This window comes from Pseudomonas iranensis, assembly GCF_014268585.2.
GTDB classification, from domain to species: Bacteria; Pseudomonadota; Gammaproteobacteria; order Pseudomonadales; family Pseudomonadaceae; genus Aquipseudomonas; species Aquipseudomonas iranensis.
Window position 1 is genome coordinate 3,389,520 of the sequence record NZ_CP077092.1, and the last position, 13,888, is coordinate 3,403,407.

Below are 13,888 nucleotides of genomic sequence, written 5' to 3' on the forward strand. Positions count from 1 at the left end.
AGTCAGTCTGCGGTGCTACCGAATCGTGCTTTTGTCGGTCATGCTCAACGTCTTGCTCAATCGTCTCAACTTTGCGGATTTCCATCGTGATGGGTGCCAATGAACTCGCTCGATAAGCTCATCAGCCTGGCCAACGTGCGCGGCAGCCTCGATCTGCGTTGCCAGTTCCAAGGTGATTGGGCGCGCGATCATCAACAGGAAGCCTTGGGCAAGGCGCCCTATCACATCTTGCTTAAAGGTGAATGCCGGGTTGAACTGGCCAGCGGAAAACGCCTGGCAATGCGCGCTGGCGATATTCTGCTGTTGCCACGGGGTACGCCGCATGTGCTGCACAGTGCCGGCAAAAATGTAGCGCCGATGTCGCCAACGCTGGTTCCCGGCGGGGTGTTGCCGATCTATCGGCTGGGTGGCGCGAGCGCCGATCTGGACATGCTCTGCGGTGGTTTTCATTACAACCGCGCGTCGATGCTGTTCGCCGCCCTCCCCGATTACCTGTTGATTGCCAACGATGGCTTGCCGATTGATGCGCCACTGACCGCCCTGATTGCGCTGTTGCGCAGCGAAGCCGACAGCGAACAGCCGGGCGCGCGGTTCCTCCTCGATTCACTGTCCCAAGCCTTGTTCACCTTGATTCTGCGTGCGCATCTGGCCCGTGCGGAGCAGGACAAGAGCACCCTGGCGCTGCTAGGCGACCAGCGCCTCGGCCGAACCTGTCAGGCGATACTGGCCGACCCGGCGCACGAATGGACTATCGAAGCCATGGCCGACACCGCGAACATGTCCCGTGCAACGTTCATGCGCACCTTCGCCCGGGTCGCTGGCGTGTCGCCGTGGGTACTGCTGACTCAATTGCGCATGGAGCTGGCGTTCAGTCTGCTCAGCCATTCGCATCTGGGCCTGAATGACATTGCCGTGCAGGTCGGCTACCAGTCGCAAGCTGCATTCAGCAAGAAATTCAAGGAAATCTACGGCGAGGCCCCGGGCAAGATCCGCCGCGCGATCTGAACGGATGGATCGCTTTGTATCAGCGTGTAGCAATTGCCGACGCAGATACATACGCATGCGAAGTTCGGCCGTGCGCACACACAACTGACACATTTAGCGCGCTAAATACCACTGTCGCTTCCATTCCTACCTTAACCAATCGACAGGACATCACCATGAACAAAGTCTTCGCTACCCTCGCCCTCACCGCTGCCATGTTCGGCGCCACCGCTGCGTTCGCCGCGCCGGTTAAACCTACCGTAGTGCTGGTGCACGGTGCCTTTGCCGATTCAAGCAGCTGGAACGGCGTGGTCAAGATTCTCGAGAAGGATGGCTATCCGGTGATCGCTGCGGCCAACCCGCTGCGCTCGGTCAAGAGTGATGCGCAATCGGTGGCGGATGTGCTGGCCAGCGTGAAAACTCCGGTGGTGTTGGTCGGCCACTCTTACGGTGGCCCGGTGATCAGCGAAGCCGCTTACGGCAATGCCAATGTCAAAGCGCTGGTGTACGTCGCGGCTTTTGCGCCGGAAAAGGGTGAAACCGCAGCCGAATTGTCCGGGCGTTTCCCCGGCAGCACCCTTGGCCCGACCCTGTCGGCCCCGGTTGAGCTGGCCGATGGTGGCAAGGATTTGTACATCCAGCAGGACAAATTCCATGAGCAGTTCGCTGCCGATGTTTCCCCTGCTGATGCGAAGTTGATGGCCGCGACCCAGCGCCCGGTGACCGTCGCCGCGCTCAACGAAGCCGCCACCGAGCCTGCATGGAAAACCGTGCCGTCGTACTTCGTCTACGGTGACCAGGACAAGAACATCCCGGCGCAAGCCCTGGCGTTCATGGCCGAGCGCGCGCACTCCAAGCAGACCGTCGTGGTCAAAGGCGCTTCGCACGTGGTGATGGTGTCCAATCCGAAAGCCGTCGCCAGCCTGATCGAAACCGCTGCGGCCGCGAAGTGATCCAGCGCTGAGTTGAACCTTCAAGCCCTAGCCGTGAACCCTGTTCACGGCTTTCAGCGCTGGGTGGTGTTGCAGCCGCTCGCTGAGAAAATCGACAAACGTGCGCACCTTCGCCGGTACGCGCGGATGTTTCAGATAGACCAGTTGCACCGGTAACGCCGGCGGCTCATAGGCCTGCAACACCAATTCCAGTTCACCGGCCGCAACCTGGCTGGCGACTTGATAAGACAGCACCCGGGTAATGCCCCAACCGGAACTGGCGATGTTGATCGCCGCCTGATTCGCGGTGACCACCAGACGCGGTTCGAAGCGAAAGCTCAACGGGCCATCGGCATGGGCGAATTGCCAATCGCTGAGCAAATGACTGGCGGACGACATGACGATATTGGCGCGGTTCAACTCGTTCGGATGTTGCGGTCGGCCATAGCGGGCGAAGTAATCGGGGGTGCCGCAAATCACCTGACGGACCTCGCCGACCTTGATCGCATGCTGATTGTTCTCGTGCAAATGGCCGATGCGCACGGCGACATCGATACCCTCTTCTGCCATGTTCACCACGCGATCGACCAGCAACGCCTTCAGATGCACCGAAGGAAACGCGTCGACGTATTGCGCCAGCAACGGCGCGATGAACAGCTCGCCAAACAACACCGACGCGGTCACGCTCAAGTGCCCGCACGGCACCCGATAACTGCCGGCAGCGGCCTCTTCGGCTTCGTCGACGTCGCACAGAATTCTTCGGCAATCGTCCAGATAACGATGCCCGGCTTCGGTCAAGTGCAGGCTGCGCGTGGTGCGCGACAACAGGCGCGTGCCGATGCGTTGCTCCAGCGCGGCAATGGCGCGGGTGACGCTGGGGGGCGAGGTGTTCAAACGCCGGGCCGCCGCCGCAAAGCCACCCTCCTCGGCCACGGCCAGGAACATGCGCATTTCCTGAAAACGATCCATAGGCGAGAACCTGTAAAAAACCTCGAAAACACAGTGAGTCCCTGTGGGAGCGAGCCTGCTCGCGAAGGCATTCTGTCAGTCAACATCGCCGTTGAATGACACACCGCTTTCGCGAGCAGGCTCGCTCCCACAGGGGTTGGTGTACACAGTTAAATTTGGGCAATGCTTCAACTCCCGCCAGTACGCCCGCACATTCGGATATTCCTCCAGCGATACATTTTCTTCCAATGCATGGACGGCATAGCTGACGCCAAACCCGTGGGAGCGAGCCTGCTCGCGAAGGCATTCTGTCAGGCAACATCATCGTTGAATGACACACCGCTTTCGCGAGCAGGCTCGCTCCCACAGGGGATGTGCATCGTTGTGAATCAAGCGCTTTGCAGGCCCACCGCTGTACGCTGCATGCCGACGAATTTCGGCAGCGCCTCGACCCGCCCGAGCCACGCCCGCACATTCGGATATTCATCCAGCGAGACATTGCCTTCCGGTGCGTGGGCGACGTAAGTGTAGGCAGCCACATCGGCGACGGTTGCCTTGTCGCCGGCAAGGAATGCGCTGTTGGCCAACTCGTCTTCCATCACCTGCAACAACGCATGGGAACGCTTGATCGCGTCAGCTGCGTCGTAACCGGCGCCGAACACCGTGATCAAGCGCGCTGTGGCCGGGCCGGAGCTGATCTGCCCGGCAGCCACCGATAACCAGCGTTGCACCTTGGCTTGCTCGGCCGGATCGCTCGGCAGCCACTGGCCGTTGCCGTATTTGCTCGCCAGATAAACCAGAATGCCGTTGGAATCAGCGAGCACCGTGCCGTTGTCATCAATCACCGGCACTTGGCCGAAACGATTGAGGGCAAGGAATTCAGGGGTTTTGTGCGCGCCCTTCATCAGGTCGACGAACACCAGTTCGGTCGGCACATCCAGCAGGGACAGCATCAACTCAACGCGATGCGAGTGGCCGGACAACGGATGGCGGTACAGTTTGACGGCTGACTGGGACATGACGTGCTCCTGGATTATTTGAGGTCGACCCGCTGATCGTGTCGATGGGTCTCATCCTGCTCCCCCGCCGCAAATCGCGGAATCCTCAGCAAATACAATCGAGCATTTCAGCCAGTGAAATAATCACCCGCCTCCTTAGGCGCGCGCAGGGATCATTTCACCGAGTGAAACAGTGGATTGCAGTTTCTGGCCATTCCCTCGCAACCGGCCGAGGGCGAACATGAGCCCACTTGAGCTTCAGCCCCTGGCGGCTCACCGGCCCGTTTACACCCGAGGAGAATCGAAATGGACACAGCGTCGAAACCGCAGCCCTCGCCCTGGCATGAAGGTGAGCTGACCCTGCAACGTGCCGTCGGCGCGGTGGAAATGATGGTCGGCGTCGGCCAGCGGCAACTGGCCCGCGACTGGATGCCGGACCAGCACCGCGAGTTCTATGCGCAACTGCCCTTCGTCGTGCTCGGCGCCGTCGACAGCCAGGGCGACCCGTGGGCAACGCTGCGCACCGGTCAACCGGGGTTCATGGATTCGCCGTCACCACAGGTTCTGAAGATCAAACTGGACGCGCAGCCCAACGACCCGGCCAATCAAGGCCTGCAGCCCGGCGACGCGATCGGCATGCTCGGCATCGAGCTGCACACTCGTCGGCGCAATCGCATGAACGGCAATATCAGCCGCCGCGAGGACGACAGCCTCGAGATCAGCGTGACCCAGGCTTACGGCAACTGCCCGCGCTACATCAACCTGCGCCATTACGCCTTCGTCGATGAGACCACTGACAACTCGCTCGACTTGCCGGTCAGCGAACCCTTGGTGCGCGACATGATCACCGCCGCCGACTCGTTCTACGTGGCCACTTACGTGGTGCGCGACGGTGAGCGGCAGGTCGATGTGTCCCATCGCGGCGGCAAATCCGGCTTCGTGCACATGGACGAGGACGGCACCCTGACCATCCCGGATTTCTCCGGCAACCTGTTCTTCAACACCTTGGGCAACATTCTGCTCAACCCGCGCGCCGGGCTGACTTTCATCGATTTCGAAAGCGGCGATCTGTTGCAGATGACCGGCAGCGCAGAAGTGCTGCTCGACGATCCGCAAATCGCCGCGTTCCAGGGCGCCGAGCGCCTGTGGTGCTTCAAGCCGCAGCGCATCGTTTACCGTCAGGCCGCGCTGCCGCTGCGCTGGGCCGAGCAGCCGCAAGGCGATTCGCCCAACTCGCAAATGACCGGCAGCTGGGAACAGACCCGCGAGCGTTTGCAGGCCGAGGCGCTGCGCAATCAATGGCGCGCGCTGCACGTCACGCGGGTGGTCGATGAGAGTCCACAGATTCGCTCCTTTTACCTGCAAGCCAACGATGGCTTCGGCCTGCCGCGCTTCGAACCGGGCCAGCACTTGCCGATCAAGGTCTTGCTCGACGGTCAGGATGCCGCGTCGATCCGCACCTACAGCGTGTCCAGCGCGCCGTCGGACGAGTTTCTGCGCATCAGCGTCAAACGCGACGGCTCGGTGTCTTCGCATCTGCATGATCGGGTTCAGGCATTGGACTTGATCGAAGCCCGCGCCCCGCAAGGCGACTTCACCGTCGACGCCACCGAACGTCGGCCACTGGTGCTGTTGGCCGCAGGGGTTGGGGTGACGCCGTTGCTGTCGATGCTGCGCGAGGTGGTCTATCAGGGCAAACGTATCAGCCGCATGCGCCCGACCTGGGTGGTGCAAAGCAGTCGCACCGTCGAGGATCTGGCCTTTCGCGAAGAAATCGATGCCTTGGCTGCGCGCGCCGGTGACAAGGTCAAGGTGCTGCGCGTGGTCAGCCAGCCGCCGCTGGAAGCAACAGCGCAGGGTTACGATCACGCCGGGCGCATCGACATCGCCTTGCTGAAGAGCCAGCTGCCGCTGGATGACTACGATTTCTACCTGTGCGGTCCGGGCAGTTTTACCCAGGCGCTGTACGACGGCTTGCGCAAAATGCGCATTCCCGATGATCGCATCCACGCCGAAACCTTCGGTCCTTCGACGCTGATCCGCGATGTCGAAATCAGTACCCCGGCGCCGCCGCAAGTGCCGGTCGCGGAAGAGCCGGTCAAGGTGTTGTTCGCCACGTCGGGCAAGGAAGCACGCTGGGAACCGGGCAGCGGCACCTTGCTGGAACTGGCCGAGGCACGTGGCTTGAACCCGGAGTTCAGCTGTCGCGGCGGGTCCTGCGGCACCTGCAAAACCCGCCTTACCAGCGGCCAGGTGCATTACCTCACCCCGCCGGCCATGCGCCTGGCGGACGACGAAGTGCTGATCTGCTGCGCCGCCCCGGCGCAGGGCAGCGAAACCCTGGTGCTGGACGTTTGAATGTTGAGGAGGTGCGCCATGAAGCCGTTTGCCGAAACCAACGTGGTTTGGCCGCAAGAGAACACCGGATTGTCCGCCAGTGAATGCGAACGCAGCTTTTTGCTGCCGCAATTGATGGGGTCACTCGCCGGTGAAACCTGCGCGTTGACGGGCTCACTCAGTCAACGTGAGCATCTGCCTTCGAGCCCGAACGGCTGGTTTTCCCGTGGGCTCAAGGCGTTGTTTGCTTAGGCTTTGCTAACAGCCGCCACCCTGCCCGCCGGCCGGTGCTGGCGGCTGGTGACCAGGCCAATGAACGAGATCAGCAGCGCCAGGCCAATGGTCGAAGTCACTTCAAGGCGATGTTCAGGGGTGATCATCATCACTGCCAACGCCGCGCAGATAAAGGCGATGACCAGCCAGGTGAGCCAGGGAAACAGCCACATGCGCAAGGTCATTTCGACCTTTTCCCGTTCCAGTCGGCGGCGCATGCGCAACTGCGAAATGGCGATCACCAGATACACCAGCAAGGCGATTGCGCCGGAGCTGGCGAGCAGGAACTGGAACAGTCCGGCCGGCATGAAATAGCTGAGCAAGGTCACGCCTGCGCCGATCACCGTGCTGGCAATGACCGCCGCGCGTGGCACGCCGGCCGCCGAAGTCACCTTCAATGCCGGCGGCGCATCGCCGCGTCGGCCCAGCGAATAGAGCATGCGCGAGGAAATGTAGATCGACGAATTCATGCAACTGGCCACCGCGATCAACACCACAACGTCGACGAGAAATTTAGCGTTGGGGATGTTCATCAGTTCCAGTGCGCGCTGGTAGGAACCGACCGAGGCAAGTTGCGGGTCGTTCCACGGCACCACGGAAATCACCACGAAGATCGACAGCAGATAGAAAATGCCGATGCGCCAGATCACCGAGCGCGTGGCCTTGGCGATGTTCTGCGCCGGATTGTTCGATTCCGCAGCGGCGATGGTCACCGCTTCGGTGCCGATGAAACTGAACATGATGGTGATGAACGCGCCGACCACCGCCGACATGCCGTTGGGCGCAAAGCCGCCGTGCTCGGCCATCAGCGTGCTCAAGCCACTGGCTTCGCGCTCGGGAATCCAGCCCATCAGCACCGCAAAGCCCAAGCCGATGAAACCGATGATTGCGATGACCTTGGCCATGGCGAACCAGAATTCGAACTCGCCGTATTTCGACACGCTGAACAGGTTGGTGATCACCAGCAGCACGATCGACAGCAAGGCGAACAACCAGGCATCGACCTGGGGAAACCACTGATTGAGCACATGCCCGGCGGCCAATGCTTCGATGGGAATTACCAGCACCCAGAACCACCAGTAGAGCCAGCCGATGGTGAAGCCGGCCCAGCGGCCAATGGCTTGATCGGCGTAGGTGGAAAACGAACCGGTGTCGGGGTGCGCCACGGCCATTTCACCGAGCATGCGCATCACCAGCACGACCAGCAGACCGGAGAACAGATAAGCGAGCAGCACCGCAGGTCCTGCGGCGGCGATGGCGTGGCCTGAGCCAACGAAAAGTCCTGCGCCGATGATGCCGGCAATGGAAAGCATGGTGACGTGACGCGGTTTGAAACCTTGCGCCAACTGACCGTTGGAGTCCTTGGGGTTCAGGCTAGTCATGGGTTCTTATTGTTCTCATGATCGACGTTTGGGCCACTGACTGAGCGTCAGGCGATCATCATTTCCGCTGTCGACATCAGGCGAAAGCTGCGACGCAGACGCTTTGCCGACGAAATGATGCTTCACCTTACGTGGCCCGACCGCCGCCTAACTAGCCTGAGTGCGGCATGCCGATGTCTGATTTCGACATGCCACTCTCAGGCCAGCATGGGGCGGCGGCAATCGCTGCGGCGATTTACAGCGTGTAGGAAATCCCCACCTGCACGGTTCGCGGCGCCCCCGGGTAGGCGTAAACGTTGCCGAAGGCGCCCTCTTCGTAGTCGCGATCGAAGATATTTTTCACATCGAGGTTGAGCCGCACTTTGTCGTTGACCTTGTAGAAGCTCAGCAGGTCGACCACGGTGTAACTGCCCATGGAAAACGCGGTGTTGGCGGTCTGCCCGGCGCGCTCGTCGACGTATTTCAGGCCAGTGCCGAGGCCGAGGCCTTTGAGCGTGCCGTCCTGGAACTCGTACATATTGAGCAGGCTGAAGCTGTTCTTCGGGATGTTCAGCAGGCGCGTGCCGGAGCGCAGCGTGTTGTCCTTGGTCACCTCGGCGTCGACGTAAGCGTAACCGCCGACCACTCGCCACTCGGGAGTGAGATTGCCGGTGACATTGACGTCGAAACCACGGCTGCGTACTTCACCGGCGGCGACGCTGAAGGTCGAATCCACCGGGTCGGTGGTCAGCACGTTGCGTTTTTCGATCTGGTAGATCGCCGCGTCGACGCTCAACTGCTGATCCAGCGCCTCCCACTTCACGCCCATCTCGTAGGACTTGCCTTTCTCCGGAGCGAAGCCGCCGCCTTCGCGACTGGCGCCGGTGTTGGGCTTGAACGAGCGCGCGGTGTTGGCGTAGATCGCCAGGGTATCGGTCAAATCGTAGGTGACGCCGATACGCGGGGTGACCGCATTGTCGCTGGCCTGCCAGCTCTTGCCGCCGGGCACGTAGGTTTCGTAATCGTGCTCGAAGCGCTCGAAACGTGCGCCGGCCAGCACTTTCAGTTTGTCGGTCAGGGCGACCTGATCCTGCACGAATGCCGCGTAGGTCTTGAGGTTCTCTTTATCGTGGGTCGGTGTGCGGGTCAGCGCCGGGCGTGGCTGGCCGTAGACCGGGTTGAAGATGTCGATCGGGTAGGCACTGACCGCGCCGCTGGAGCGCTGGATGATCGACTTGTAATCGTAATCTTCATACTCGATGCCGGTGAGCAAGGTGTGCTGCAGACCGCCCGTGTCGAAATGCCCGGTGAGGTTGAGCTGGGTGTCCTTGTCGGTCCACTCCAGCTTGCGGTAGTTGAAGTTGCGCCCCAGCGTGCGGCCGTCAGCGGCAATGCCGTTGGCCTCGATCGCATCACCCTTGAGCGAGCCGTCGAGCCACTGGAAACCACCGCCCAGGGTCCAGTCGTCGTTGAGCATGTGCTCGAAACGCAGTTGCGCCATGTTGTTGTCGTTGTGCAGCTTGCCGACGTCCTTCTCGCCAAAGAAGGTATCGCGCGAGGCAGTGCCGATCTGCGCCGGGTAGCGCGTCACGCCGCGATCGAGCGGCGCGTTGTTGCGCATGAAATCGCCTTCGAAAATCAGCTTGGTCGCGTCGGTGGCCTGCCAGGTCAGCACCGGCGTGATGCCGTAGCGCTCGGTCTCGACATGATCGCGGAAGGTGTCACCGCCCTCGCCCACCACATTCAAGCGATAGGCCAGACGCCCTTCTTCATCGAGCGGCCCGGAAGCGTCGAGGGTGCCGCGCTTCATGCCTTGGTCGTTCAATTGGCTGCCTAACGTAACGGTGCGCTCGGGCAACGGCTGTTTCGACACCACGTTGAAGGTACCGCCGGGATCGCCACGACCATAGAGCATGGTCGCCGGACCGCGCAGCACTTCCAGACGCTCGATGGTATTGGCGTCAGGCATGTTCGGGTAGCCACGGTTGATCGGGAAACCGTTGCGGTAGAACTCACCGGTGGTAAAACCGCGCACGGTGAAGGTGGTCAGGCCCTGCCCCCCGAAATTGTTCGCCCGACCGACGCCGCCAGCGTAATCCAGCGCATCCTGCAAACGCGTGGCGCCGAGGTCTTCGACGGCATCCTTGGTCACCACGCTGATCGACTGCGGGGTTTCATGAATGGAAGTGTCGGTGCGCGTGGCGCTGGCCGAACGGGTCGCGCGATAGCCTTGCACCGGGCCGTCTGCCCTTTCGTAATCCGCTGTGCCGACCACGTCGGTGGCTTCCAGCTCAAGCGTTGAAGAAGTCGGTTCGGCTGATTCAGCCCACGAGGAAGAAGACAACGCCTGCAGCACACAAATGGAAAGCAGAGTTCGACGCATGAGGTGAAAACCTTTACGAATAGGCCAGAACGAAGGGCAAAACCGCCAATGAAAACGCGGCGCATGGTATACGGTCGCATTAGTAATTGAAACGTATTCTTATTTGTCATGTTGATCAGGATTGGTGAGCGGGATTCATCACTCCATCCTGAAACCGCGCATTATCAGCAGCGCGTCGATGGCCTAGGCTCGTAGAGATCCGACGTCAATCGATGGCTGCGCCGCGCTACGTGGGCGTCGCCAGCCTGTCTGAAAGGAATTTGCAGATGAAATTCGACACCCCGGCCGGCTCCAATCCGATCGACCAACTGAACGTCATCGGCCAACCTGCCGACCGCATCGACGGCAAGCTGAAAACCACCGGCACCGCCCCCTACGCCTACGAGCAAAACGCAGCGGTGCCGGACGCCGCCTATGGCTATATCGTCGGCGCCGGGATCGGCAAGGGGCGCATTGCCTCAATCGATTCGACGCAAGCGCGTGAAGCGTCCGGGGTGATTGCCATCGTCACTTACGAAAACGCCGGGCCATTGGCCAAAGGCGAGTTTTACGTAGCCAGGGCCTTGGCCGGGCCGCAGGTCGATCACTATCACCAGGCCGTGGCGATTGTCGTCGCGGACACCTTTGAACAGGCCCGCGCGGCCGCCGGCTTGCTCGACATCCGCTACGTGGCCGAACCGGGTTCCTTCGATCTGGCGGCGGCGAAAGACTCCGCTACCCCACCGCCACCGGCCGGCTTCGGCCCGCCGCCGCAGACCAGCGTCGGTGACTTCGAAGGCGCCTTCAACGCTGCGCCCGTGCAAATCGATCAGCACTACAGCACGCCTGACCAGGCCCACGCGATGATGGAACCGCACGCAACCATTGCCCGCTGGAGTGGCACGCAGTTGACCTTGTGGACATCGATCCAACAGATCAACTGGGGCGTGCGCGATCTGGCGAAAACCCTCGGCATCGCCAAGGAAGATGTGCGCCTGATCTCACCGTATATCGGCGGTGGTTTCGGCGGTAAGGGCACGATTCTTTGCGACGCAGTGTTGGCATCCCTGGCCGCTCGACATGCCGGGCGACCGGTGAAAGTCGCGCTGCCGCGGCCGCTGATGTTCAACAACCTGACCCATCGTCCGGCGACGCTTCAGCGCCTGCGCATCGGTGCCAACCGTGACGGCGTGATCACGGCGATCGGCCACGAGAGCTGGTCGGGCAATCTGCGCGGTGGTCGCGCCGAAGCGGCTACCGCGTCAACCCGCTTGCTTTACGCCGGGGCCAATCGCATGACCCGTTTGAATCTCGCCGTGCTCGATCTCGCCGAGGGTTCGGCGATGCGCGCGCCGGGCGAGGCACCGGGGATGATGGCGCTGGAAATCGCCATGGATGAACTGGCGGAAAAGCTGCAGATGGATCCGCTGCAGTTGCGCATCCTCAACGACTCGCAGGTCGATCCTGAGCAACCGGCGCGGCCGTTCTCCAAACGGCAGTTGGTGGAATGCCTGAACACTGGGGCCGAACGCTTTGGCTGGCGTCAGCGCAACCCTCAACCCGGTCAGCGCCGTGAGGGCGGTTGGCTGATCGGCATCGGGCTGGCCTCGGCGATTCGCGGCGCACCGACGACCGCTTCGGCGGCGCGGGTGCGTCTCGATCGTCAAGGCGTCATCACCGTGGAAACCGACATGACCGACATCGGCACCGGCAGTTACACCATCATCGCCCAGACCGCTGCCGAAATGATGGGCGTGCCGCTGGACCGTGTCGTCGTGCACTTGGGCGATTCGCGGTTTCCGGAATCGTCGGGCTCCGGCGGCCAGTGGGGCGCCGCCTCCTCCACTGCCGGCGTATATGCCGCGTGCGTGAAACTGCGTGAAGCCGCCGCTCACGCCGTCGGGTTTGACCCGCAGCAAGCCGAGTTTGTCGACGGGCAAATTCGCGCAGGCTCGCAGCAGGTTGCCTTGGCTCAGGCCGCAGCCAATGGCGAGCTGACGAGCGAGGAGCGCATGGAATACGGTGACCTTGCCCAGCGCTTCGCCCTGCAGACCTTCGGCGCGCATTTCGCCGAAGTCGCGGTCAATGCGGCGACCGGCGAAATTCGCCTGCGTCGGCAACTCGCCGTGTGCGCCGCCGGGCGCATCCTCAACCCGAAAACCGCGCGCAGCCAGATCATCGGCGGCATGACTATGGGCGCTGGTGCGGCATTGATGGAAGAGCTGGCGGTGGATCATCGAATCGGCTTTTTCGTCAATCACGATCTGGCCGGATACGAGGTGCCGGTGCACGCCGACATTCCCCATCAGGAAGTGATCTTTCTCGATGAAGTCGACCCGTATGCCACCCCGCTGAAGGCCAAAGGCGTCGGTGAGCTGGGTATCAGCGGCGCGGCGGCGGCCATCGCCAACGCGATCTATAACGCCTGTGGCGTAAGGGTGCGCGATTATCCGATTACGCTGGATAAACTCATCGGCGAGTTGTCCTACCCGGTCTGAGACTCGATCACGCAGGATATCGCCCATGTACCCCACCACCCCCGATGGCCGCTATTTTGTGGTCAAGCAACAGCTGTGGCGTTGCAGCAATCCATCGCTGCCAGCCGCCGAGCGTGAGGCGTTTGTAGCCGAACTCATGTCAGCGCGGCGTGCGGTCAAAGAGGCGAAGCGTGCGGAGGATGCACAGGCGTTGATGTCGGCGAGAGCTCGCGTCAACGACGCCAAAGTCGCGCTGGGTGAACGCGGGCCGGTGTGGTGGGATGACGGCAGCCCGGATTACAACCGATTCAAAGTGAGCAATACACCGTATGCGCAGTGGTTTGCCCAACGGCCTGAAGAGGAAAAGTCCCCTGACTGAATGTTGAGTGGCCTGATCCGGTACTCCCTGGACATAACTGCGAAAACCACCGCAAATCCCTGTGGGAGCTGGCTTGCCAGCGATGGCGGTATATCTGCTACATCAATGCTGGATGTGCTGACCTCATCGCTGGCAAGCCAGCTCCCACAGAGATTGGGGATTAAATGAAGATCGGTGGTTCACTCATACAGGGATCTGCGGCGAGGCTCAGACTTGCAGCAACTGCCGGGTCATCGCCATAGAGGTCTCCAGCGACTGTCCGGTGCGCTGCAATTTGTTCAGCAGGCTGGCGCCGAGCCAGAGCTGATACAGCGTCTCCGCCAACTTGCGCGCATCGCCCTCGGGCAGGCTTTTGTCGGTCTGGCCTTGTTCGATGCATTCGGTGATGCGCGCGACGATGCGTTCGGCGCCGTCGCGCAAGGTCAGGCGCATTGATTCGGAGAGGTCGGCGACTTCGGCGCTGAGTTTCACCACCAGGCATTCATCGCCATGGCCTTCGAGGGTGCAGCGGTTCTGCCAGCCCTGCCAGTAATCCATCAAACGCTCGAAGGCCGTCAGCCCAGGCAATGTCAGGCGGCGCTCCATGTCGGCGAGGTAGTCGACGAAGTAATCCTCGAGTAGCGCCTGGCCGTACAACTCCTTGGATTTGAAGTAGTGATAGAACGAGCCCTTGGGCACGCCGGCGGTCTGCAGGATCTCGTTGAGGCCGACGCTGGTGAAGCCCTTCTCGGCCATCATCCGGTGGCCGGTGTCGAGCAAGTGTTGGCGGGTGTCGTCAAAGGTCGGCTTCATGGTGCGCAAAATTCCAGACAATAGACCAGTCGTATAGTTTTCAGG

Annotated in this window: 11 protein-coding genes; 6 read left to right on the top strand and 5 right to left on the bottom strand. The window is 61.5% G+C overall.

The window, feature by feature from the left end; translation table 11 throughout:
• Positions 1-99: 99 nt before the first annotated feature.
• Positions 100-1,005, top strand: coding sequence for an AraC family transcriptional regulator (locus HU724_RS15185; protein WP_186569613.1), 906 nt, complete (start codon positions 100-102; stop codon positions 1,003-1,005).
• Positions 1,006-1,160: 155 nt separating this feature from the next.
• A complete protein-coding gene (locus tag HU724_RS15190) occupies positions 1,161-1,937 on the top strand; it encodes an alpha/beta fold hydrolase (protein ID WP_073476253.1) in 777 nt (258 codons plus the stop codon).
• A 27-nt stretch (positions 1,938-1,964) separates the two neighbouring features.
• Here the strand turns inward: HU724_RS15190 and HU724_RS15195 are convergent, their stop codons facing one another.
• Together HU724_RS15195 and HU724_RS15200 are read right to left on the bottom strand one after the other, a co-directional pair.
• Complete coding sequence (locus HU724_RS15195; protein ID WP_186569614.1) at positions 1,965-2,885, bottom strand: LysR family transcriptional regulator; 921 nt, start codon at positions 2,883-2,885, stop codon at positions 1,965-1,967.
• Positions 2,886-3,253: 368 nt separating this feature from the next.
• Positions 3,254-3,883: a glutathione S-transferase family protein gene (locus tag HU724_RS15200; RefSeq protein ID WP_186569615.1), complete on the bottom strand. Its 630-nt coding sequence runs from the start codon at positions 3,881-3,883 to the stop codon at positions 3,254-3,256.
• A 285-nt stretch (positions 3,884-4,168) separates the two neighbouring features.
• On the opposite strand from HU724_RS15200, the gene HU724_RS15205 reads away from it, so the two are divergent.
• Positions 4,169-6,220 carry a 2Fe-2S iron-sulfur cluster-binding protein gene (locus HU724_RS15205; RefSeq protein ID WP_186569616.1) on the top strand — a complete coding sequence of 684 codons (2,052 nt, stop codon included), beginning with the start codon at positions 4,169-4,171 and terminating at the stop codon, positions 6,218-6,220.
• Between the two features lie 18 nt (positions 6,221-6,238).
• Positions 6,239-6,451 carry a hypothetical protein gene (locus HU724_RS15210; protein ID WP_123442440.1) on the top strand — a complete coding sequence of 71 codons (213 nt, stop codon included), beginning with the start codon at positions 6,239-6,241 and terminating at the stop codon, positions 6,449-6,451.
• Here HU724_RS15210 and gabP read toward each other — a convergent pair.
• Positions 6,448-7,854 (bottom strand): GABA permease, encoded by a 1,407-nt coding sequence (gabP, locus tag HU724_RS15215; protein WP_071172494.1) that lies wholly within the window; start codon positions 7,852-7,854, stop codon positions 6,448-6,450. The two genes, HU724_RS15210 and gabP, sit on opposite strands and share 4 nt — an antisense overlap.
• 235 nt (positions 7,855-8,089) lie before the next feature.
• Positions 8,090-10,216, bottom strand: a complete 2,127-nt coding sequence (locus tag HU724_RS15220; RefSeq protein WP_186569617.1) for a TonB-dependent siderophore receptor — start codon at positions 10,214-10,216, stop codon at positions 8,090-8,092.
• A 266-nt stretch (positions 10,217-10,482) separates the two neighbouring features.
• Here HU724_RS15220 and paoC point away from each other — a divergent pair, with 266 nt between their 5' ends.
• Both paoC and HU724_RS15230 read left to right on the top strand, forming a co-directional pair.
• Positions 10,483-12,693, top strand: coding sequence for an aldehyde oxidoreductase molybdenum-binding subunit PaoC (gene paoC, locus HU724_RS15225; protein WP_186569618.1), 2,211 nt, complete (start codon positions 10,483-10,485; stop codon positions 12,691-12,693).
• Between the two features lie 25 nt (positions 12,694-12,718).
• Entirely contained in the window at positions 12,719-13,051 is a 333-nt protein-coding gene (locus HU724_RS15230) for a hypothetical protein (protein WP_186569619.1), read from the top strand.
• Positions 13,052-13,258: 207 nt separating this feature from the next.
• Here the strand turns inward: HU724_RS15230 and curR are convergent, their stop codons facing one another.
• Positions 13,259-13,843 (bottom strand): TetR family transcriptional repressor CurR, encoded by a 585-nt coding sequence (curR, locus tag HU724_RS15235; RefSeq protein WP_016770670.1) that lies wholly within the window; start codon positions 13,841-13,843, stop codon positions 13,259-13,261.
• Positions 13,844-13,888: the final 45 nt, after the last annotated feature.

Excerpts from the sequence above, each read along its gene's own strand:
- HU724_RS15185 (WP_186569613.1), top strand. The coding sequence starts at position 100 with ATGAACTCGCTCGATAAGCTCATCAGCCTGGCCAACGTGCGCGGCAGC.
- HU724_RS15190 (WP_073476253.1), top strand. The coding sequence starts at position 1,161 with ATGAACAAAGTCTTCGCTACCCTCGCCCTCACCGCTGCCATGTTCGGC.
- HU724_RS15195 (WP_186569614.1), bottom strand. The coding sequence starts at position 2,885 with ATGGATCGTTTTCAGGAAATGCGCATGTTCCTGGCCGTGGCCGAGGAG.
- HU724_RS15200 (WP_186569615.1), bottom strand. The coding sequence starts at position 3,883 with ATGTCCCAGTCAGCCGTCAAACTGTACCGCCATCCGTTGTCCGGCCAC.
- HU724_RS15205 (WP_186569616.1), top strand. The coding sequence starts at position 4,169 with ATGGACACAGCGTCGAAACCGCAGCCCTCGCCCTGGCATGAAGGTGAG.
- HU724_RS15210 (WP_123442440.1), top strand. The coding sequence starts at position 6,239 with ATGAAGCCGTTTGCCGAAACCAACGTGGTTTGGCCGCAAGAGAACACC.
- gabP (WP_071172494.1), bottom strand. The coding sequence starts at position 7,854 with ATGACTAGCCTGAACCCCAAGGACTCCAACGGTCAGTTGGCGCAAGGT.
- HU724_RS15220 (WP_186569617.1), bottom strand. The coding sequence starts at position 10,216 with ATGCGTCGAACTCTGCTTTCCATTTGTGTGCTGCAGGCGTTGTCTTCT.
- paoC (WP_186569618.1), top strand. The coding sequence starts at position 10,483 with ATGAAATTCGACACCCCGGCCGGCTCCAATCCGATCGACCAACTGAAC.
- HU724_RS15230 (WP_186569619.1), top strand. The coding sequence starts at position 12,719 with ATGTACCCCACCACCCCCGATGGCCGCTATTTTGTGGTCAAGCAACAG.
- curR (WP_016770670.1), bottom strand. The coding sequence starts at position 13,843 with ATGAAGCCGACCTTTGACGACACCCGCCAACACTTGCTCGACACCGGC.